This is a genomic window from Streptomyces viridifaciens (genome assembly GCF_001888885.2).
Taxonomy (GTDB): domain Bacteria; phylum Actinomycetota; class Actinomycetes; order Streptomycetales; family Streptomycetaceae; genus Kitasatospora; species Kitasatospora aureofaciens.
The window spans coordinates 1,140,290-1,159,164 of the sequence record NZ_CP090841.1; the positions used below are offsets into that span (position 1 = coordinate 1,140,290).

General features: G+C 75.5%; 18 protein-coding genes. 4 read left to right on the forward strand and 14 right to left on the reverse strand.

The window, feature by feature from the left end:
- Positions 1 to 37: 37 nt before the first annotated feature.
- Positions 38 to 2,095, reverse strand: a complete 2,058-nt coding sequence (locus BOQ63_RS12560; protein WP_150475845.1) for a hypothetical protein — start codon at positions 2,093 to 2,095, stop codon at positions 38 to 40.
- Between the two features lie 382 nt (positions 2,096 to 2,477).
- Between BOQ63_RS12560 and BOQ63_RS12565 the strand changes: the two genes are divergently transcribed.
- Together BOQ63_RS12565 and BOQ63_RS12570 are read left to right on the forward strand one after the other, a co-directional pair.
- A complete protein-coding gene (locus BOQ63_RS12565) occupies positions 2,478 to 2,981 on the forward strand; it encodes an HAD domain-containing protein (protein WP_030551435.1) in 504 nt (167 codons plus the stop codon).
- 15 nt (positions 2,982 to 2,996) lie between these two features.
- Positions 2,997 to 3,308, forward strand: a complete 312-nt coding sequence (locus BOQ63_RS12570; RefSeq protein WP_051746713.1) for a hypothetical protein — start codon at positions 2,997 to 2,999, stop codon at positions 3,306 to 3,308.
- Between the two features lie 60 nt (positions 3,309 to 3,368).
- Here the strand turns inward: BOQ63_RS12570 and BOQ63_RS12575 are convergent, their stop codons facing one another.
- The 13 genes from BOQ63_RS12575 to BOQ63_RS12635 all read right to left on the reverse strand — a co-directional run bounded on the left by BOQ63_RS12575 (position 3,369) and on the right by BOQ63_RS12635 (position 17,461).
- On the reverse strand, positions 3,369 to 7,301 hold the full coding sequence (locus BOQ63_RS12575) for a LysM peptidoglycan-binding domain-containing protein (RefSeq protein ID WP_150475846.1): 3,933 nt from the start codon (positions 7,299 to 7,301) through the stop codon (positions 3,369 to 3,371).
- A gap of 92 nt (positions 7,302 to 7,393) precedes the next feature.
- Positions 7,394 to 7,858, reverse strand: a complete 465-nt coding sequence (locus BOQ63_RS12580) for a TadE/TadG family type IV pilus assembly protein (protein WP_046387514.1) — start codon at positions 7,856 to 7,858, stop codon at positions 7,394 to 7,396.
- A gap of 167 nt (positions 7,859 to 8,025) precedes the next feature.
- A complete protein-coding gene (locus tag BOQ63_RS12585; protein ID WP_050366439.1) occupies positions 8,026 to 8,523 on the reverse strand; it encodes a TadE/TadG family type IV pilus assembly protein in 498 nt (165 codons plus the stop codon).
- Positions 8,520 to 8,894, reverse strand: a complete 375-nt coding sequence (locus BOQ63_RS12590; RefSeq protein ID WP_046386603.1) for a TadE/TadG family type IV pilus assembly protein — start codon at positions 8,892 to 8,894, stop codon at positions 8,520 to 8,522. Before BOQ63_RS12590 ends, BOQ63_RS12585 begins: the two co-directional genes overlap by 4 nt.
- 35 nt (positions 8,895 to 8,929) lie before the next feature.
- Entirely contained in the window at positions 8,930 to 9,220 is a 291-nt protein-coding gene (locus BOQ63_RS12595; RefSeq protein WP_050366440.1) for a hypothetical protein, read from the reverse strand.
- 50 nt (positions 9,221 to 9,270) lie between these two features.
- The gene (locus BOQ63_RS12600; RefSeq protein WP_051746710.1) at positions 9,271 to 10,149 is read right to left on the reverse strand and encodes a type II secretion system F family protein; all 879 of its coding nucleotides are present in this window, start codon (positions 10,147 to 10,149) and stop codon (positions 9,271 to 9,273) included.
- Entirely contained in the window at positions 10,146 to 11,099 is a 954-nt protein-coding gene (locus BOQ63_RS12605) for a type II secretion system F family protein (RefSeq protein WP_150475848.1), read from the reverse strand. The genes BOQ63_RS12600 and BOQ63_RS12605 overlap by 4 nt, the downstream gene beginning before the upstream one ends.
- The gene (locus BOQ63_RS12610; RefSeq protein WP_030551427.1) at positions 11,099 to 12,697 is read right to left on the reverse strand and encodes a TadA family conjugal transfer-associated ATPase; all 1,599 of its coding nucleotides are present in this window, start codon (positions 12,695 to 12,697) and stop codon (positions 11,099 to 11,101) included. The genes BOQ63_RS12605 and BOQ63_RS12610 overlap by 1 nt, the downstream gene beginning before the upstream one ends.
- Positions 12,687 to 13,979: a CpaE-like family protein gene (locus BOQ63_RS12615; protein WP_191093557.1), complete on the reverse strand. Its 1,293-nt coding sequence runs from the start codon at positions 13,977 to 13,979 to the stop codon at positions 12,687 to 12,689. The genes BOQ63_RS12610 and BOQ63_RS12615 overlap by 11 nt, the downstream gene beginning before the upstream one ends.
- Complete coding sequence (locus tag BOQ63_RS12620) at positions 13,979 to 14,860, reverse strand: SAF domain-containing protein (RefSeq protein ID WP_150475850.1); 882 nt, start codon at positions 14,858 to 14,860, stop codon at positions 13,979 to 13,981. The genes BOQ63_RS12615 and BOQ63_RS12620 overlap by 1 nt, the downstream gene beginning before the upstream one ends.
- Before the next feature lie 65 nt (positions 14,861 to 14,925).
- The gene (locus tag BOQ63_RS12625; protein ID WP_072654261.1) at positions 14,926 to 15,855 is read right to left on the reverse strand and encodes a hypothetical protein; all 930 of its coding nucleotides are present in this window, start codon (positions 15,853 to 15,855) and stop codon (positions 14,926 to 14,928) included.
- Positions 15,849 to 16,256 (reverse strand): hypothetical protein, encoded by a 408-nt coding sequence (locus BOQ63_RS12630; protein ID WP_030551423.1) that lies wholly within the window; start codon positions 16,254 to 16,256, stop codon positions 15,849 to 15,851. The genes BOQ63_RS12625 and BOQ63_RS12630 overlap by 7 nt, the downstream gene beginning before the upstream one ends.
- A 353-nt stretch (positions 16,257 to 16,609) precedes the next feature.
- Complete coding sequence (locus BOQ63_RS12635) at positions 16,610 to 17,461, reverse strand: hypothetical protein (RefSeq protein ID WP_030281107.1); 852 nt, start codon at positions 17,459 to 17,461, stop codon at positions 16,610 to 16,612.
- 173 nt (positions 17,462 to 17,634) lie between these two features.
- Between BOQ63_RS12635 and BOQ63_RS12640 the strand changes: the two genes are divergently transcribed.
- Both BOQ63_RS12640 and BOQ63_RS12645 read left to right on the forward strand, forming a co-directional pair.
- Positions 17,635 to 18,108 (forward strand): pyridoxamine 5'-phosphate oxidase family protein, encoded by a 474-nt coding sequence (locus tag BOQ63_RS12640; RefSeq protein WP_063737795.1) that lies wholly within the window; start codon positions 17,635 to 17,637, stop codon positions 18,106 to 18,108.
- Between the two features lie 102 nt (positions 18,109 to 18,210).
- Positions 18,211 to 18,663, forward strand: coding sequence for a MaoC family dehydratase (locus tag BOQ63_RS12645; RefSeq protein WP_030281102.1), 453 nt, complete (start codon positions 18,211 to 18,213; stop codon positions 18,661 to 18,663).
- The last annotated feature ends 212 nt before the right edge of the window (positions 18,664 to 18,875 follow it).

The following is an 18,875-nucleotide window of genomic DNA, read 5'->3' on the forward strand; positions in this document are numbered from 1 at the left end:
CCTTGCCCGGTGCCCGAGGCCCGGGACCGACCGGCTGTCAGGCCTGGCCGGTCGCCGGGACGGGGGCCGGGGAGGCGGCCAGTTGGGTCAGGTAGCGCTCGGCGGCCCGGAGCTTGCGGTTGTCGGGGCCCGGGAGGAAGGCACGCAGCTCGATGATCTCCGGAGCGATGCGGATGGCCTCGGCCCGGTCGGTGATCGCGCGCCAGCAGGCCTCGGCATTGGTGGCCGCACGCTGGGTCTCCGGGTGGTCCGCGCCCTGCGAGCGGAGCAGCGTCATCGCCACCTCGCGGTAGATCTCGGCGGCGTCGACCGGTCGGCCCGCGAGTCGGCACACGTGGGCCCGTACCTGGCGCACCTGGAGCACCGTCTCGGAGACGGCGCCGTGCTCGGCGATCGCCTCCAGTTCGAGGGCGAAGGCGAGATCGGTGGCGGCGGCGTGGTCCCCGGCGTCGGCACTGCGGACGATCCGTCCGATGACCTCACGGTAGTCCGCGCGCGGCGCGTGGGGGTCCGGGGAGTCGGCCTGCGGGGCGACAGGAGCCGTCGGGGCATCGGCCGGTGCGGACGGTCCGTCGGGCGACACCGCATCGGACGACACCGCATCGGTCGGCACTACGTCGGACGGCACTACGTCGGACGGCACCGCATCGGCGGGCGCCTGGTCCTGCGCCAGCTCGGCGGTCGGCTGGAGGTCGGCCGGGACGGCGTCGTGGGCCTCCTCCGCGACCGCGTCCTCCACCTCCTCCACGACCCCGTCGGCCGCCTGCTCGGTGACGCCGACGGGCTCCTCGACGACGACATCCTCGACGACCGCGGGCACGCTTTCGTCCTCGGCAGCCTGCGACGACGGAACCGTACCGGCCTCCGGGGCCTCCGGCCGGGCCTTGCGCAGCGTGACGCCCACCGAGGGCACGGCGTCGGCCGGCTCCATCCCCGCACCGGCCGGAACGGCCTTGCGCAGACTCACGCTCGACGGCGCCTCCGCCGACTCCTCGCCCGCCTTCAGCAGGCTGACCGGGCGAGCCGGTCGGGGCGGTGTGGGCGGCACGCCGGGCTTGATCAGGTTCACCGGGCCACCGGCCGGCGTGACCGGCACCGGCACCGGCACCGCAGCCCCAATCGCACCCGCACTCGCACCCGCCGAGTCCCGCGCGACCACGGCTTCCCGCGGCTCCGCCTGCCACGGCAGCGGCGGGGCCGCGGAGGGAGCCGGGCCGGCCGACGCCGCGTCCCGGAGGGGCAGCGCGTCCGTCACCGGGAGCACGACGTCCGCCGGCTGGGCCTCGCCCCGGCGAGCGGTGTTGCGGAAGACCGGCCGGTCCGGGGTGTGGGTGGCCAGGATGACGACGTCCGGCCGCAGCACCGAGTACACCTGCTGGCGCAGCTGTTCGGGGGCGAGCACGTCGCCCGCGCCCGGGCGGCCGCCGTGCAGCGCCTCGATCAGGGCGCGGGTGAAGGTGCCGATCTGCTCCGGGTCCGGGCTGACGACGGCCCACAGCGGGATGCCCTCGCTGAGCGGCGACACGGTGCCCTGGAGGTACGGCCAGGCGTTCTGGTCGGCGCTCAGGTCGGCGATGACCAGCGTCTGCCACTCGGCCGGACGGTGGCTCAGCTCCGCGGCGATGGCCTGCCAGGGCAGGCCGTCCTGCTTGGCGTCGCGCAGGGTGAGCTGCAGCTGGCCGCCGCGCTTGTCGGCGACGACGTGTCCGCCCAGGTGGACCAGCAGCGGTCCGGGGTGCCGGGAGGCCGCGCGCAGGTGGGCGAGGACGGTGTGCGGGTCGCTGGCGCCCGGCAGGTGGACGGCGTCCACCGCGTCCGCGGCGAGCAGCACCTGCGGCGAGACGGCGGCCAGCATCGCCGACAGCACCGGCGCCTGGGCGGGACCGCCCCGGCCCCAGGTGCGGCGGCCGGAGTTGCCGTAGCCGCCCTCGATCACCAGGATCCGGCCGCGCGGCGCCGCGCCCAGCCCGCCGGGGCCCGGGGCCTGAGCCGCGGCAGCGGCCGCCGGGGACGGAGCACCCGCGGCGGGCAGGCCGGTGAGGGTCCATCCGGTGGACGCGGCCGGTGGCGCGGGCGGTGGCGGAGCCGTCGGCACCGAAGCGGCGGGGGTCGGGGCCGGCGCAGGGGCAGGGGCAGGGGGCGCCACCGGGGGCGCCGGAGGCGCGGGCGGCGGCTCGTACAGCGCGGCGGGCCCGGGCGGGTGCTCCTCGGCGGGCCGGCCTGCGGACAGCGGCGGTACGGCGTCCCAGGGGCCCGAGTCCGCTGCCGGTTCGGGACCTCCGGAAACAGCTGTCGTCTCCGCCATCTTCTGGTCACCGCCCCGCCCCGCCGCTTCCACGGCGTCTGATGCCCTTGCCTTCGTGGTGCCTGCCACCACAACCCGTGCGCGCCACCCTACGAGATCCCGGCACGCCCGAGCCAGGCCGGGTGGGAGATCGGCGTGCCAGGCCGTCGGCACCGGCCGCTATCGTGCCGTCATGACCGGTTCCGGCCCGCCCCTGCTGTTCCTCGACGTCGACGGTCCGCTCATTCCCTTCGGTGCTCCGCCCCCGGCCGGCTACCCCACCTATCCGGGCCCGGGCTCGGGGCCGTCCGGCAATCCGCTGGTGGCCCGGGTCGACCCGGCTCTCGGGCGTCGACTGCTGGGCCTGCCCTGCGAACTGGTCTGGGCCACCACCTGGCTGGCGGACGCCAACGACTGCCTCTCGCCCCGCCTCGGCCTGCCGCAACTGCCCTACGTGGACTGGCCGGTGGTCGACGGAACGAAGGGCGACGGCCAACTGCACTGGAAGACCCGCACCTTGGTCGCCCGCGCGGCCGGCCGCGCGTTCGCCTGGGTGGACGACGAGATCTCCCCCGCCGACCGCCGCTGGGTCGACGCCCACTCCCCCGGCCCCGCGCTGCTCCACCGCGTCGACCCCCGAGTGGGCCTCACCGAGGCCGACTTCACCGCCCTCGACGCCTGGCTGCGCACGGTCTGACTACACTCCACCGCCATGGAGTTCGTCGCCGGACCGCCGGCCCGCTGGCATCTGACCCTGAAGGACGGGACGTTGCTCGAACTGTGGGCGGACGGGTACGGCATCGTGAACGGGGCGTACGAGTTCAGCGCGCTCGTCCGGGCGACGGAGGAGGAGCAGGGGCAGGCCCACGTCCTGGCCCGGACCCCGTCCGACTCCCACCGGGTCATGGTGGCCGTGGCCCGGCTGGCGACAGGATCCGTCCAGGACGTCCACACCGCCTCCCGGCCCTCGCGCGACGGCGCCTGCGTCTGCCCCGGGCTCCCCGGATCCTCAGCCGGGGAATGAGCGCGCCCGCCCGGCCACCGCCCGGCGAACCGGGAGTGATCGGGCGGGCGGCCCGCCTGCTCAGGAGCCCGCGAGCAGGTCCCGCAGCAGGGCGACCGTGTCCGCGTCCAGGTCCCGGCCGGTACGGCGGCTCAACGCGTCGAGGCGGTTGACGGCACGCAGGAGCTGGTCGCGCGCGCCGGCCGAGGCGTAGGCGTAGAACAGGTCCCGGTGCAGGAGTTCGACGTCCGGGGCCACGGCGAGGCCGCGGAAGACGGCCGCCTCGGCACTGCGGTGGTCGCCGTACTGGAGACGGCGGGCGGCGAGTTCGTGAGCGGTGTCGACGATCGCGGCGATCATGTCCTGGCGCTCCGACTCGGCCCAGCCGTACGAGGCGGGCGGGGCCTCGGCGAACGGGGCTCCGCGCACCAGCGCCAGGGCGTGGGCGAGGGCGGCGTCGGCGGTCGCGCTGGTGCTGCGCATGCCGCGCCGGTACAGGCTGCGGAACTCGTCCCAGTCGCAGGTGACGGCCGGGGTGAAGGCGTAGCCGTCGGTGGTCTCGGTGGGCAGGTAGGCGCGCCCGTCGGGCGAGGTGCCGAACCAGGCCGCCAGGTCGGCGAGTTTGGCCGGGAGCGGGCTCTTGGCGTCGGACGCGGTGGGGTGCGGGTCGAGGTGGGCGGCACCGGGGTGCAGGTCGTGGTCGAGCGCGTGGTGGTCGGCGCCCGGGCGCAGCGCCAGGTAGACGGCGAGCTCGGTGAGCCTGGGCAGCGCGCCGGGCTCGACGGCACCGGGGGTACCGGCCACGTCGACCGGGCCGAGCAGCCGGATCCGGGGGGCGTTGCGCGGGGTGTGCGCCTCCGGGGAGCGCAGGATCGCGAGCAGGTCGTCGCTGTCGCTGCGGCCGGGGGCGGTCCGGGCGACCGGGGCCACGGCGGCCGGGCCGGGTTCGACCGTCGCCCCCGTCTCGGAGCCGGAAGAGCCGCTCGGACCGGAGGGGCCGGTACCGGGCTCGGGCCTGGCCGGGACGCGCGGGTCGGCGCCGGTGGGCGCGGGCGCGCTCTGGTGCGTCGGCGCCGGCTCGACGGGCCGTACGGGCTGCACAGGCTGGACGGGCTGCACAGGCTGCACGGATGGCACAGGCTGGACGGGCGGCACCGGAAGCACCGTGGCCGGGGCGTCCGCCGGTGCCGCCTCCTCGTCCGTTCCGGCCGCGTCCTCCGCACCCGCCTCGGCCGCCTCGGCGGGTCCGCCGGGCAGCCGCAGGTCGCGGGTGGCCTCGTCGGCGGGCTGCTCCGGCCCGGTGGCCGCCTGCCGCCCCTGCCCGTTTACCGCGAACCGTGTCGGACCGGCCGACGGCGGAGCCGGAACCGGCAGCGGGGCAGGAGCAGGCGCGGGCGCGACCGGGTCGGTGCCCGCGAACGGGCTGGCACCGGTCCCGATGACCCGGGTCAGCAGCCGGGGCCCGGCGGCCGCATCCGCCTCCTCCGCCGCCGTCGCGCCCGGAGCACCGACCGCGGCCAGCACCGGTACGGCGACGGGCAGTTCGGTGGTGTCGGTGTCCTCGTCCGGATCCGGGTCGAGCCCGGGACCGTCCAGGGTCCAGGCGGGCGCCGGGTGCTGGGTGGTGTCGTCGGCGGCCCGGAGCAGTTCGGCGACCTGGTCGTACTGGCGGTCGTCCAGCCGCTGGAGCTCGACGGTCAGGTGCAGGCCGGGGATGGCGGCCTGGCCGGTGGTCGGCAGGGTCCAACGGGCCACCGGTCCGGCGCCGCGCTCGGGCGCGCGGGTGACGACGGCGACGCAGGTGCGCGGGCGGGCGTCCAGCAGCCGGCCGAGCTCGGCGGGCACGTCGCCGCCGGGCTGCTGGGCACAGAGCACGATCTCCGGCACCCAGGACTCGTCCGCCCGGCCCCGGCTGCGGGCCTCGCGCGGGCTGGCGGCCTCGGCCGCGATCAGGGTGGCGCGGGCCTTGGCCGTGCGCGGGCCGAGGGCGGCCAGCGCGGCCTCCAGGGTGGGGTGTCGGTGGATCCGCTCGGCGGCCGGTCCGCTGATCGGCACCTCCTCGGCGAGGTCCACCAGGTGCAGGTGGAGCCGGTCGGCCAGCGGGCTGTGGGCGAGCTCGATGGCGAGGGTGCGCAGCACGTCGCGGGCGTCGTCGGGGTGCCCGGACAGGTGGAGCAGCCGGACGGCCTCCAGGTCGGCGAGGACCACCGAGCCGTCCGGCGAGGTGCCGAGGGTGACCAGCGCGGGGTAGGGCGCGGCGGTCTTGCGGGCCTGTGCGGGGCTCAGCAGGTCGCCGGACTCGTCGCTGCACCACCAGACGTTGGCGGCGTGCGCGGCGCGGAACGGGGCGATCGGGGTGGCCGGGCCGGACAGGTGCAGCTCGATGGTGTGGTCGGGAGTGATCCGGGCCGCGACGATCGCGGGCAGCCGTTTGCCGCCGCGCACGGTGTTGCGGGCCAGGGTGCGCAGGGCACGGTCCAGCAGCTCCAGCCCTTCCTGGTCCTGACGGACGATCAGTTCGTTCTCGAAGGCGGCGGCCTCGGCGTCGGGCATCGCGATGCGGTGCCGGGGGCGGCGGGCGCGCTGCTGGGTGCCGCGCTTGTAGGCGACGGTGCCGACCATGATGGCGGCGAGCAGCACGCCGACGGTGGAGGCGCCGAGGGCGATGCGGTAGTCGTCGCTGGGCGCCGGGTCGGCGTGCGCGGCGGGGGCGGGCACGGGTGCGTGGGCGGGCGCACGGGTCGGCGCCGGGGCCGTCTGCGGTGCACCCTGGCTCGGGGCGCCCTGGCTGGGCGCCCCCGGCGCCGGCGCGGCCTGGGACGGCGCGGTGGTCGGGGCCTGGGTGGTTGGGGCCGCCTGGGTGGCCGGGGTCTGGGCAGCCGGGGTCTCGGCGGCCGGGGCCGGGGTGGCCGGGGCCTGCTCGGAACCGGGCGCGGGAGCGGGCGTCTGCGCGGCCGGGGCGGCCGCGCCCGGCACGGTGAGCACCATCCCCGGCTCCAGCACGTCCGGATCGGTCAGCCGCTCCCCGCCCGGCGCCTGCACGCCCTTGTTCGCCTCGAAGAGCTTCGGCCAGGCCTCGGCGTCCCCCAACTCCCGCTGGGCGATGGCCGACAGACTGTCCCCGGACTGCACGGTCACCGTCTTCTGCCCGCCTGCGGTCGGCTCCGTCCCGGACTGCGGCGTCTGCGCCGGAGCCGGCGTCTGCGCCTGGGCCTGGGCCTGGGCGGGATCGGGCGTCGGCGCGGGCGCCTTCGCCTCGTCCGGCTTGGCGTCCGCTGGCATCAGCAGCTCCCACCCGGGCTGGATCGGCCGCTCCGCGTCGAAGCGGATGCCGGAATCGTCCATCACCCGGCCGTTGTTGAGCTTGGCGATCTCCTCCCACCGCTCCCCGGAGCCCAGTTGGCGCTCCGCGATGGACCAGAGGCTGTCCGCCGGGCGGCTGTCCCGCACGGTGTACGTGGGGTGCTGGTCCGCCGCCGGGGTCGGTGCCGCCGCCGGCCGGGCGGCGGGCAGCGCGGCGCGCTGCACGCCCGGGGTCAACTGCGCCTGGGCAGACGGGGCATGGGCCGCCTCGGGCACCGCCGCGAAGGCCGAACCGGCCACCGGCACCAGCGCGAGCACCGAGCCGACCAGCCCGGCCGCGATTCGCTGGCTCCAGCCGAAGGCCGGGATCCGACGGGCGATCCGGCCGCGCAGCTGCGCCGGTACCTCCAGCAGGACGGAGAGCGCGAAGCACGCCCAGGCGAGCCAGCCGACCACCACCAGCAGCCAGAGGAAAAGCCGCCCGTCGTCTGGACCGGTGAGCGCCTCCCCCACCCCGCCGGACGCGACCTCGCCCATCGAGGCGACCGCCTGGGTGCCGTACAGCAGCAGCGCCGGAACGCCGAACAGCAGGGCGAGCAGGGTGACCAGCGCGGCGAGCGCGGTGATCAGTGCGCCGCCGCGGCCGCCCCCGCCGCCACGGCCGCCCCCGGCGCGGCGACCGCTCCGGGCGTGCCCCCTCACCGTTCGCATCCCGTCCTTCCCTGTTCCCCCGGACCCCGATCCCGGCCCACCGGTACGGGCCTGGGCGGAACGGGCCTGGTCCTTGGCACGTGGCGCGGCCATCAGTCGGTCTCCGCATTCTTGACTCCGTGGACGAGGGTCGCACTGCCCTTGCCCGTAACCTTCCGCTGCCCGAGGGCGCCCAGCAGGACCGGCCGGTAGTCGGCCCGCACGGTGACGGTGACGACCTTGCCGTCGCCGGAGAACGTGACGTCGTCGACCTGCAGGCCGTACAGGTTCAGGTAGGTCGCGGCGGCCTGCCGGACGTAGTCCTGCTGGACCTTGAAGCCCTTCCCCTGCAGCACGGCCGCCCGGTCGAGCTGCTGTCCGCCGACCCGTGCGGCCTCCTGGGCGTAGGCGTCGGTGCGTTCGGCGACCCGCAGTCGGCCGCCCGCGTCGATCACCAGCGCGACGACGAGCACCAGGTAGGCCGCGCAGATCGCCACGAAGAGGGCGACCGCGCCGCGATCGGAACGGCGCCCGGCCGGACGGTGGCCGAGGCGTCGCAGTCGGCTCAGCACTCGCATCCCCTCCCCCCGATCCGCACGATGCCTCCCCACCGGCTCCCCACCGGGCGCCACTCGGTGCCGTTGCGTCATCCCCCGAGCGCTCTCCGCTTGCGTCTCCCCCGCACGGGCCGTCCCCAATCCCCCGGCCGGGCCCGTTACGGGCCGGGTGCCGTCCGGTGCCGCCGTCATGTGCCGCGGTAGCGGTCCATCACGGAGATGAACTCCGCGCTGAGGTGCTTCGTCACGGGCAGTCCCGACGGTCCGCCGAGCAGGTCGGCGAGTTCGACGTCGCAGTCGACGGTGACCTTGACGGTCACCACCGGGCCGTCGTCCAGCGTCAACTCGTCCGTGGTGACCCGGACGTCCTCGTGGCGGCAGGTGACGCCCTGCTGGTGCAGGGTCGCGAGGGCGGAGTCCCTGGCCGGCTTGTCCACCCCGGCGACGCTGCGCTGCAGCGAGCCGGTCCGGGCCCCGGCGCGGGCCGCGGCCTCCACCGTGCCGGCCGCGGTCTGCACCCGACCGGCGGCGATCGCCAGCAGGACCAGCCCGATGACGCCCGGGACGACGATCGCCGCCTCGATCGCGATCCCGCCGCGGTCCGAACGGTCCGAACGGTCGGGCCGGTCCGGCCGGCGCAGCCGTCGGCGCCGGCCGTCGACGGCCCCTCTCGCGCCCGCTATCACGGCGTCACCGCCGGCGGGACGAAGCGCTCGCGCGGCGCCTCCGCGTACTGGCGGACGCTGGGCCCGGTGAGCCCGGGGATCAGCAGCGGTGGCGTCAGTTCCACCGTGACCTTGATCGTGTCGGCCGTGCTGTCGCCGGTCTCCACCTGGTACGCGTGCACACCCTGCCGGTCCAGGAAGTCCCGGGCCTGCCGCCGGGCGGCCTCCTCCGCCTCCGCCTCCGTCGCTTTCGCCTGCACCCGCCCGGCGTCCACGCCCTCGCGGGCGGCGGTGAGCGCGACCTGCCGGTCGTACCAGATCAGCGCGGCCTGGACGACGAGCAGCAGGAGCAGCAGGACGACCGGGAAGACGATGGCCAGACTGATGCTCATCGATCCCCGGTCGCCGCGGCGGCGAAGCCGGCCGGTCACTTGGTGGCGCCGCCCGCGCCGCCACCGCCGGGCAGGTTCGGGTCCTGCTCGACCTTGGTGACCACCTTGTCCTTCAGCAGGTACAGCGCGGTCGCGACGGCACCCGCGACGAACACCAGCGCGATGATGGCGAGGGCGAGTTCGATGCTGATGGCGCCGCGGTCGCCGCGCGCCCGGGCGGCGCGCAGCCGGCCCAGCCGCAGCGTGAAGAGCAGCAGGGCGAACTGCACGGGCAGCAGCACGGGCCGCAGCACCCGTCCTGCCAGCTGGGCAAGTCGTACGGTCATCGGGATCTCCGGGGGGGTGATGTGTGGTGTCAGCTGCTCGGTGACATACGTCAGTTGAGCATCTGGTGGAGTGCCGGGAAGACGATCAGGACGGTCATCAGCAGGGTCAGGGCGGCGCCCGGCGCGACCATCCGCTCGCTGTCGGCGTTCGCGCGGGCCAGGTCCTCGGCGAGGAGTTCGCCGCGCAGGCCCTTGGCGCGGGCCCGCAGGGTGTCGTACACGGCGGCGCCGTCGGTGCCGGACAGCCGCATGATGTCGGCCACGTCCTGGAGCGGGCTGAGGCCCAACTCCTCGGCCAGTGCGTCCAGTCCGGCCCAGGGCGGGAGCCGGTCGGTGGCCGCGCGCTCCAGCGCGTCGCGGATCCGCCGGAACACCGCGCCCTGCCCGACCGAGGCGGCGCGGCGCAGCGCCTCGGCGGGGCCGCAGTCCGCGGCCCGCTCCAGCGCGACGAGTTCCAGGTAGGCGGCGATGCCGTGCAGGTACTCGGTGCGGGCCTCCTTGGCCTCGCCCCGCACCACGGCGTCCGGGACGAACCACAGCAGCCCGGCCAGCAACGGCCCGACGACCAGCGGCAGGGCGAAGGGCAGGCCGACGTCCACCAGCACGGCCATCGCGCCCAGGTAGGCGGGCAGCACCAGGCCCAGCGCGGCGAACAGCAGCTTGTGCACCATGAACCGGGCGGGAGTGCGGCCGATCAGGGCGAGTTCGCGGCGCGGGATCGTCACCCCGCGCAGGGTGAGAGAGCGCTCGCCGATCCGGTCGTACCAGCGCGGCCGCTCGTCCGGGTCCTGCTCGCGGTCGGCCGGGGCGCGGTGCAGCCGGTCCAGGGCCTGGCCGAGGTCCGGCGGCGCGGGCCGCAGTTCGGCGATCAGCAGGGCGAGGCCGCCGGCCGCGACCGCGCCGGCCAGCACGGGCCAGGGGGAGATCACCGGACCTCCCCGAGCTGCTCGACCGGCTCCTGCACGGGTCCGCGGCGGCCGCCCTTGCTGCGGCGGTCCGGGGTGAGCAGCCGCGGCACCGGCGGGTGCGAGGCCAGGGCGCGCATCCAGGCGATGATCGCGACGAACAGGGCGGCGACCACGGCGAGCACGACCTGCCCGAGGAAGGTCCCGTACGGGCGGGTGTACTCGGTGTTGAACGAGCCGACCGTGACGACCAGCACGATGATGCCGACCAGCCAGCGGATGGTGGTGCGGTGCTTGGCCCGGTCGGCCTCGATGGCACGGCGCTGGCGGACCTCCTCGCGCACCGAGTCGGCCATGTCGGACAGCGTCCGGGCCAGGCCCGGGCCGCTGTCCCCGGCCCGCAGCACCAGGGCGGCGAGCACCTTGTCGGCGGTGGCGTCGGCCAGGCTGTCGGCGAAGGCGTGCAGCGCCTCCTCTGGCCGCCAGCGGGCCTGAAGCCGGGCGGCCAGCTCGCCGATCTCGTCCTCCAGGGCGGCGGGGGCGGTGCGGCGGCTGGTGACGATGGCCTGGTTGAGGCCGACGCCGAGCAGCAGCACGTCGGCGATCCGCTGGGTCCACTCGGACAGCGCCTCCAGCCGCTCGATCCGGTGGGTGTCCGGGCGGGTGGTGTCGAACAGCCAGGGCAGGCCGAAGACGGCCAGCGGCACCAGCAGCGCGGTCAGCGGGATGCCGGTGAACAGCCAGGCCAGTGGGCCGCCGACGAGCGCCAGCGGCAGCTGGATCCGGCGCAGCCGCACCATCCGCAGCGAGGCCGAGCCGGGGGCGCCGTACCAGAAGACGTGGGCGCGGCCGGCCAGCGGGTTCTCCCGGCGGGCGGGCCCGTCCCCGTCGTCGGGCTCGCTGCCGCGGGCCCAGGCCACCAGGGCGACCAGGCCGCCCGCGACCACCAGCCCGCACAGGGCGAAGAGCAGCATCACCGCGCGCCACCGCCGATCCGCAGTTGCAGCGGGGTGGCCCAACTCCCGTAACGGGAGCCGAGCAAGGAGGCGTCGAAGCCGGCCCGGCGCAGGTCGTCCAGGCACTGCGGCGGGGTGTGCGGGACGGCGCGCGGCTCGCCGAGATCCGGCCGGGGGCCGAAGACGGTGTTCAGCGCGGGCCGGCCGCTCTCGCCGAGGCCGGTGACCTCCAGGACGTGGGAGACGAAGCGGTGCCGGCGCCCGCCGACGGCGGTCTCGTCGACCATGCTGACGTGCACGATGAGGTCCAGGGCGTTGGCGGTGAGCCGGTAGGCGAGCGCGTCGGTCATGTGCGAGCCGTACTCCAGGCAGAGTTCGGCGATCCGGTCGACCACCATGTGCGGACCACGCGCGTGCAGGGTGCACATCGAGCCGCCCTCGCCGTTGGTCATGACCCGCAGCATCGGGACGACCTCGCCGGAGCGGACCTCGCCGACGATGATCCGGGAGAGCGTCATCCGCAGCGCGGCCGGGATGAGGTCGCCGATGCTCAACTCCCCGGCCAGACGGCCCTCGACGCGCTCCCCGTTGCCTTCGCGGGCCTCCATCGGGACGACCTGGCGCAGGTGCCCGAGGGTGTGCAGCCACAGCTCGAACTCCGACTCCAGGGTGCCGATCCGCTCGTCCGGCGGGATCTCGGCGGCCATCGCGCGCAGCAGGCTGGTCTTGCCGACGCCCTGGGTGCCGGTGATCATCACGTTCTTCCTGGCCCGGATCGCGGCGGCCAGGAAGGCGGCCAAGGTGGTGTCCAGAGTGCCGAGTTCGACCATCTCGGGCAGCGTCGCGGAGGCCACCCGGTGGCGGCGGATCGCCACGTACGGGCGGGGCGTCACCTCGGTGAGCGCCTGGAGGCGCATGCCGCCCTCCAGGCGCAGCGCCAGCGTCGGACTGGCGGTGGAGAGGCTGCGTTCGCCTCCGCCGTGCTGCCGGGCCAGGTCCTGGAGCAGTTCGACCAGTTCGGCGTCGCTGTCGGCCACCGGCGGCACCTGGCGCAGGGGTTGGTGCACCTTGGAGACCCAGACGTCGTCGCAGCCGTTGATCAGGATGTTCTCGATCTCCGGGTCGTCCAGGTAGGGCTGGAGCCGGCCGGCCCGGAACAGCAGGTCGAAGACGGCCTCGGCGAGGGCGCGGTCCTGCTCCCGGGTGGGTGGGATGCCGTGGGTCTGCGCGTAGGCGTCGGACCAGCGGGCGACCGACTCCTCGATCAACGCCCGGCCGCGCTGGCGGCGGGTGGCGCGGTCCGGCTCTGAGCCGGAGGCGGTGGTCAACCGGGTGATCTGCTGGTGCAGTTCGGCCGCGACCTGGCGCTTCAGCTCGCGGGCGACCTGCGGGTCGACGGCCGGGCGGGTGGCGGCGCCGCGCACGTCCAGCGAGGGCAGCTGGGAGGGCACGGCGGTGGGCCCGGCGGCCTCACCGCCGGATGCTACGGGCTGGGGCGCGACCGGGCCGGGCCGGTACGCCTGCGGCTGCGGCTGGGCGGCGGCCGGTACGGGCGCGGCCCAGGGCAGGGCGGCCGGGTCGGCCGTCGGGTGCTGGTGCAGGGGGCTACCGCGCACGGAGCACCTCCCCGGGGTTGCACGGGTACCGGTCCTCGATCTGATCGTTCGTCACCATCGGTTGCTGCAGGCGGTACTGGCCTTCGTCCTCGGTCGGTCCCGCCGCCTGGACGTGCGCCGGGAACGGCGCCGGGGCTGCGGGCTGCGGCGCCAGCCCGGCGAGCGGTGCGACCGGTCCGGTGGTGATCACCGGTGGGGCGTAGGAGGGCGGCTCGGCCTCGCCTTGGCCGTGGGCCGGATGCGCGTGGGCGGGTTCGGCGTAGCCGAACTGTCCGTAGCCGGGCTGGGCGTAGCCGGGCTGGCCCTGCCCCTGGCCCGTCGGCCCGTAAGCGGGCTGCCCGTACGGTGCCGGACCGGGCGCCGACGACGCCTGCGGCACCGGAACGGACGGCGGCGCCACAGGCACGGCCACGGGCCCGGCTGCAGCAGGCCCCGGTCCACCCGGTGCCGAGAGCTGAGCGGCGGCTGCGGGCGCACCCGCAGGCGCCGCGTTCGGCGCGAGCCGCTGCCGCCGGCGCCGGACCAGCAGCTGGACCTCGTCCGCCGCCGACCGCGCGGTGCGCATCAGCTCCGAGCGGATGAACCGCCGGTCGGTGGTGTCCCCGCCGTCGGAGAGCACCCGCGCCGTGCGGGTGGCGTACGGCAGCACTCCGAGCAGCGGCAGGCCGAACTCGCGCGACACCTCCGCCCCCGAGTAGGGCCCCTCCGCGACCAGCAGCAGTCCGAGCGCGTCCGCCCCGGTCCCGGCCGCGGCCAGGTCCTCGCCGAGCGCGGCGAGCCGGGGGCGGGCCGCGCTCAGCCCGCGCAACGTGCTGCGGACCGTCACGGCCACGACGTCCGCGCGGCGGGCCAGCACCGCGCTCGTCCCGGTGGCGCCGGAGCGGCCGAGGTCGACGATGACGTCGTAACCCTGCTGCTCGATGCCGTGCAGCAGTTCGGCGAGCGGCTCCCAGGTGTAGGCGAGGCCGGGTGCCTGGGCCGGGTCGGTGAGGCCGGGCAGCAGCAGCCGCTCGGCGTTGCCCTCGGGCGACAGGTCGATCAGCTGCTCCCAGATGGTCTGGGCGAGCAGCCCGCGCCGGTCGGCGACGGCCAGGTTGCGCAGCCCGTACACCGCCTCCACCCGGCCTTCCAGGGCACCGGCGAGCACCGCGCCGCCGTCCGGGTCGGCCTCGACCAGCAGGATCCGCCGGCCGGGCCGGAGCGGCCAGGCCAGCAGCAGGGCCAGGGCGGTGGTGGTGGCGCCGGGCGCGCCCGGGCCGCCGACCACCGCGATCACCGCCATCAGGCACCACCCGTTCCGGCCGGGGCCGCCGGCGCGCCGGCCCCTCCGGAGGGTGCCGTGCCGCCGGAGGGTGCCGTGCCGGTGGAGGCAGCGGAGGGCGCGGCCGAGGGGGAGGCCGGGGCCCCGGATCCGGCCGGACCGGATCCGCCCGCGGCGGCCCCGCGCGGGGCCAGCAGCACCTGGATCCGCCCGCCGGCCACCCACTGGGCCAGCCGGGGCCCGTCCGCCGAGCCGACGGCCACGTCGATCACCTGGCTGCCGTCGGTGTCCACCCTGCCGACCGTGATGACCGTCGCGGCCAGCGAGTCGGGCCTGCCGTTGTCGGGGGTGTTGACCACGACGATCTGCACCCCGGGCTGGAGCCGGCTCGCGGGCAGCTGGGTGCGCTTGGCGGACACCCCGACCACGATCTGCCCCGGCTGCACGGTCTGGCCCTGCGCCAGGTCCGAACCGGTCAGCATGGAACCGCGCTTGAGGTCGGTGGCGGCCCGCATGCCGACGGCCTTGGAGCGGTCCTGGGCGGAGACCGGGTGCAGCGCCGGGTCGCCCGCGATCCGGGCCACCACCAGGTCGTCGTCGGTGATCACCTGCCCCCAGGGCACATCCCGGGCCAGCGCCAGCACCGCGACCCGCTGGCCGGTGCTGTTGTAGAGGGCGGCGCCGCCGAGCCCGCCGGCCGCGATCAGCGCGACCGCCATCGCCAGCACCGCGGGGCGCCGCCGCCGGGCCCGCATGGTCCGGCCGGGCGCGTGCGGCACCGCCCGTCCCCGGCCCCGGCCGCCGCCTCCAGCGCCCGGCTCCTGCTGCTCCGGCAGCGCCACGGAGACCGCGGCGCCGGCGGGTGTGCCGGATCCCGGCGTCGCGAATGTACGGTTCTCCACCGGGTTCCGCCCTTCCCTCGTTCGCTCTTCGGATCGTCAGTGGTCGAATCGTCGCCGTGGCGGCGTCAGTTGAGGACCTGCACCTCGGCGACCTTGACCGTGAAGGGTTCGCTGTCCTGCGGGGGCATCGAGATCGTGTACTTCTCCGGCTTCGGCCCCGTCACGACCACGTCGGCCACCCAGTGGGTGGAGACGGTGGCGGTGAAGGCGCCGTTCTGCTTGGTGCCCGAGCCGACCGTGAACTCGTAGCCGCAGTCGGGGGACGCGGTGCCGCCGTACTTGGGGTCGTACGGCGTCCCGGCCGTCGCGCACTCCTTGGTGTGGCCGTCGCCGAAGTCCCAGGTGACACCGGTCAGTCGGGCCGTGACGGTGACGCTGACGCCGCCGGACGTCGCGTTCCCCGGCTTGGGCGGCGTCGCGTTCTCCGCCCAGAGCCACACCGGAGCCTTGACCACCGCCGTGCCGCTCGGCGCGACCCGGCCCACCGGCGCCGGGAGGTGGACCCGGTCCTTCGCCTCCTGCTTGAGCTCCGCCACGCTCTTCGCCCGCTGCCCGGTGGGCACGAAGACGAACTGGGCGCCGTCCTGGCCCCCGTTGGTCTGCGGACAGACCTTCGAGTAGATCGAACCGTCCGAGGGCTTGTTCGTGCCCCAGGCCGAGTCGTCCGCCGGGGGCTGCTTGTCCAGTTCGCGGTAGTAGCAGCCCTCGCCGCTGTCGAAGGAGCCCCACTGAGGGTCGTAGCACGCCCACTGCACGCCGTGGTAGCCGCACAGCTCCGGGCCGCCGTCCGATCCTCCGCCGTTTCCGCCGGGATTCGGGGTGGCGGTCGTTCCGCCGGAACCGGCGTGGGCGCAGATCACGTTGGGGAAACACTGTTCGGCGCCGCCACTCGGCGGTTCGTCCGCCGTCGCGGTCACCGCCGAGGTCAGCAACAAGCCGGCCGACAGGGATGCGACGGCCGCGAATCGTCCGGCCGGTTTCCGCGCGTTCAGCATGTCCGGTCCACCTCCCGAGTGAACTCGTAGATCAGCCAATGTGCTTGGAACCTGCGCAGGGAAGCGGTCGCGACGTACCGGTTCAAGCGCCCGCCCGGATCCTTCGCCGCCCCGGTGACGGCGTCGACCCGGTGCCAGTCCGAGAGATCGACGCAGTCCTCGATCACGGCGGTCTGCGGATCGGCTTTCAGATCAATCGCCTTCACCAGCGCGGAATTGCGCGGTGTTCCGGTCATCACCACTTTGGCGTCGTGGAGTTGGCGCAGCCCGACCAGGGTGTCGGACAGGGCGCGCCCGGAGGAGTACTGCGCCAGCGCCGAACCGTCCGAATCCGGACGCCCGAACGCCTCGGCCTGGGCCTGCCACCAGTCCTGATAGGTCTTCACGGCCAGCCGCCCCATGGCTCCCTCCGGGCCGTCGGTCGGCGCGATCGTGGCGTTTGCCGAACCACCCGAAGGAGTTAACGGACCCACTCCCGCAACCGTGGGCGCGGGCGAACCGAGACGATCGACGGAACCACTCGCACCACCACTCGCACACCCGCCGAGCAGTAACACCAGAACCGCCCCGCCAGTCCCAACCGCCCCAGGGCGCAACACATTTCCGCGCTGTCGCATGGCCCCACCTCGTCGCGACCGAGCCGATCCGTGATCCACGGCCGCCAGGAGAATTCCGCCGTCCCGCCGATGTTTCCGCTGGGGATCGATTCTTCGCCAACCCACCCCATCACGGCAACACCTCAGGCCCCCTGACCTTACGCGGAAGGCGGTTCCGTCGGGGCGCTTTCCCGCCACAGGACGGCCAACAGTTCTTCGGAAAGCGACAATCCGGCCAATGCGCCCCGAACGGCGGCCCGATTGCGCATCAACAGGCGCCCGCCCTGCGGCGGAACGAGCAGGCGCGCGCCCGGCGCACCCGAACTACCGGGCGGATCTCCCCCGTCGAGCAGACCGGCCACGGCGGGCTGGAGGTCCGACGGGGCGACGGCCGCGGGGGCACCCGGGACGCCCTGCCGCAGGACGGTGGTGAGCGCCCGGCTGAACGAGCCCTCGTCACCCGGCAGTACGGCGCCCCGGCCGCGTCTGCCCGGGGCGTACCGGCCGATCCGGCCCCACAGCGGGACCCTGGAGTAGCTGAGCAGCTCGCCGGCGGTGTCCTCGCCGGTGCGCTCCAGCGCCGTCCAGGCGTCCCGGTCGGCCACCGCGTCGACCAGCAGCAGCGCCTCCTCCTGGTCGCCGTGCACCATCGCGCTGACCACCCAGTCCCAGGCCAGGCCCCGCCGGTAGGCGTTGTCGGGGGTGCTGCCGCCGGTGACCAGGGCGAGCCGGCGCCCGCGCGGGTCCGCCACCAACTGGCCGACCAGGCAGACCACCAGCCAGCGGCCGGGGTGCTGGGCGGCGCCGCGGACGGCGGTGAGCATCGCGTTGGCGTCCGCGTCCGGCGCCACGGCGCTCACCCGGCAGCCCGCGGCCCCGGTGTCGAAGCACATCCCGGGCAGCACCTCGGCCAGCAGCCGGGCGCCCGCCGGGGCGTGCGCCGAACCACCGAAGGCCCGGTCGGGGCCGCCGTCCGCCCCGATCACCACCAGATCGACTCCGCCGGCCATCCGTCCGCCCCCTCCTGCACCCGCCCCGCCACCGATCCCGCCACCGATTCAGCCATCGGTTCCGCCGCCGGGCAGGCTACCCCGCCGGGCGGCCGCCGACGGGGCTCCCGACCCGTCCGCCCAGGGACCATGGGCCCTATCGACGCACGCGCCGACCGAGGACGATCGATCGCATGGAGCGTGAGGACGGTGTGGAGACCCTGAGCGAGGCCGAGTGCCTGCGGCTGCTCAGCACCGTGCCCGTCGGGCGCGTGGTGTACACCGAGCACGCACTGCCGGCCGTCCTGCCGGTTTCCTTCGAGGTCCTGGACGGGCGGCTGGTGCTCGCCGTGCGCCGGGGAAGTGCCACCGCGCGCGGGCTCGACGGCACGGTGGTGGCCTTCCAGGCGGACCTGCTGGACCCGGTCACCCGCACCGGCTGGAGCGTGCTGGTGCACGGGCGGGCGGACGCGGTGAGGGACCCCGAGCAGGTACGCCGGGTGCTGCGGTCCGGGCTTCGCCCGTGGGTGGGGGACCCGGAGCCGCTGTTCGTCGCGCTGGTACCGGAGCTGGTCAGCGGCCGCCGGCTGTTCCCGACCGGGCAGGGTCCATTGGGCCAGGGGCCAGTGGGGCAGGGAGCCGCCGGGCGGCCGCTGCTGCGGCCCTGAACTGGCGCTTCGCGTTCCGCTCCTGACAGGTACCGGTGGGTAGGCATACGCTTCCCGCGTCCTGGCCCCTCCGCGGGGCCCGTCCCCCTCCAGGAGCGCACCGTGACGACCTTCGCGTCCCTCGCCGAACTGACCGCCGCCGTCGGCACCGAACTGGGCACCAGCGAGTGGCACACCATCGACCAGCGGAAGATCGACCTCTTCGCCGAGGCCACCGGGGACCACCAGTGGATCCACGTCGACCCGGAGCGGGCGAAGGAGAGCCAGTTCGGCTCGACCATCGCGCACGGCTATCTGACCCAGTCGATGATCCCGGTACTGGCCAAGGAGTGCTACGGCGTCGAGGGCGTGCGGATGGCACTGAACTACGGCTCGGACAAGGTGCGCTTCCCGGCCCCGGTGCCGGTGGGCACGGCGATCCGGGCCACGGCCGAACTGCTCTCGGCCACCGAGGTCCCGGGCGGGGTCCAGGCCGTGGTGCGGTTCACCATCACCAGTGAGCAGAGCACCAAGCCGCACTGCGTCGCCGAGGCGATCACCCGCTTCTACGCGTAGCGGCGCAGCGGCTGCGGCGGAGTCGCCACCGCGGCGACCGGGCAGGCATCGGGTACGCCGATTGCACCGTGCCGGGCCCTCCACCGGGTCCGAACGGCCCACGGCGAGTAACGTCCGACGAGATGGTTGTCGTACCCCAGCGGCCTCATGAGCCTCCGAGGTACGCGCCCCGGCCTGCCCGGTAGCCGTGACCGTCCCTGGAGGAGCCGTGC

Excerpts from the sequence above, each read along its gene's own strand:
- BOQ63_RS12635 (WP_030281107.1), bottom strand. The coding sequence starts at position 17,461 with ATGGCCGGCGGAGTCGATCTGGTGGTGATCGGGGCGGACGGCGGCCCC.
- BOQ63_RS12590 (WP_046386603.1), bottom strand. The coding sequence starts at position 8,894 with ATGAGCATCAGTCTGGCCATCGTCTTCCCGGTCGTCCTGCTGCTCCTG.
- BOQ63_RS12595 (WP_050366440.1), bottom strand. The coding sequence starts at position 9,220 with ATGACCGTACGACTTGCCCAGCTGGCAGGACGGGTGCTGCGGCCCGTG.
- BOQ63_RS12580 (WP_046387514.1), bottom strand. The coding sequence starts at position 7,858 with ATGCGAGTGCTGAGCCGACTGCGACGCCTCGGCCACCGTCCGGCCGGG.
- BOQ63_RS12615 (WP_191093557.1), bottom strand. The coding sequence starts at position 13,979 with ATGGCGGTGATCGCGGTGGTCGGCGGCCCGGGCGCGCCCGGCGCCACC.
- BOQ63_RS12565 (WP_030551435.1), top strand. The coding sequence starts at position 2,478 with ATGACCGGTTCCGGCCCGCCCCTGCTGTTCCTCGACGTCGACGGTCCG.
- BOQ63_RS12605 (WP_150475848.1), bottom strand. The coding sequence starts at position 11,099 with ATGCTGCTCTTCGCCCTGTGCGGGCTGGTGGTCGCGGGCGGCCTGGTC.
- BOQ63_RS12575 (WP_150475846.1), bottom strand. The coding sequence starts at position 7,301 with ATGCGAACGGTGAGGGGGCACGCCCGGAGCGGTCGCCGCGCCGGGGGC.
- BOQ63_RS12630 (WP_030551423.1), bottom strand. The coding sequence starts at position 16,256 with ATGGGGCGGCTGGCCGTGAAGACCTATCAGGACTGGTGGCAGGCCCAG.
- BOQ63_RS12570 (WP_051746713.1), top strand. The coding sequence starts at position 2,997 with ATGGAGTTCGTCGCCGGACCGCCGGCCCGCTGGCATCTGACCCTGAAG.
- BOQ63_RS12640 (WP_063737795.1), top strand. The coding sequence starts at position 17,635 with ATGGAGCGTGAGGACGGTGTGGAGACCCTGAGCGAGGCCGAGTGCCTG.
- BOQ63_RS12625 (WP_072654261.1), bottom strand. The coding sequence starts at position 15,855 with ATGCTGAACGCGCGGAAACCGGCCGGACGATTCGCGGCCGTCGCATCC.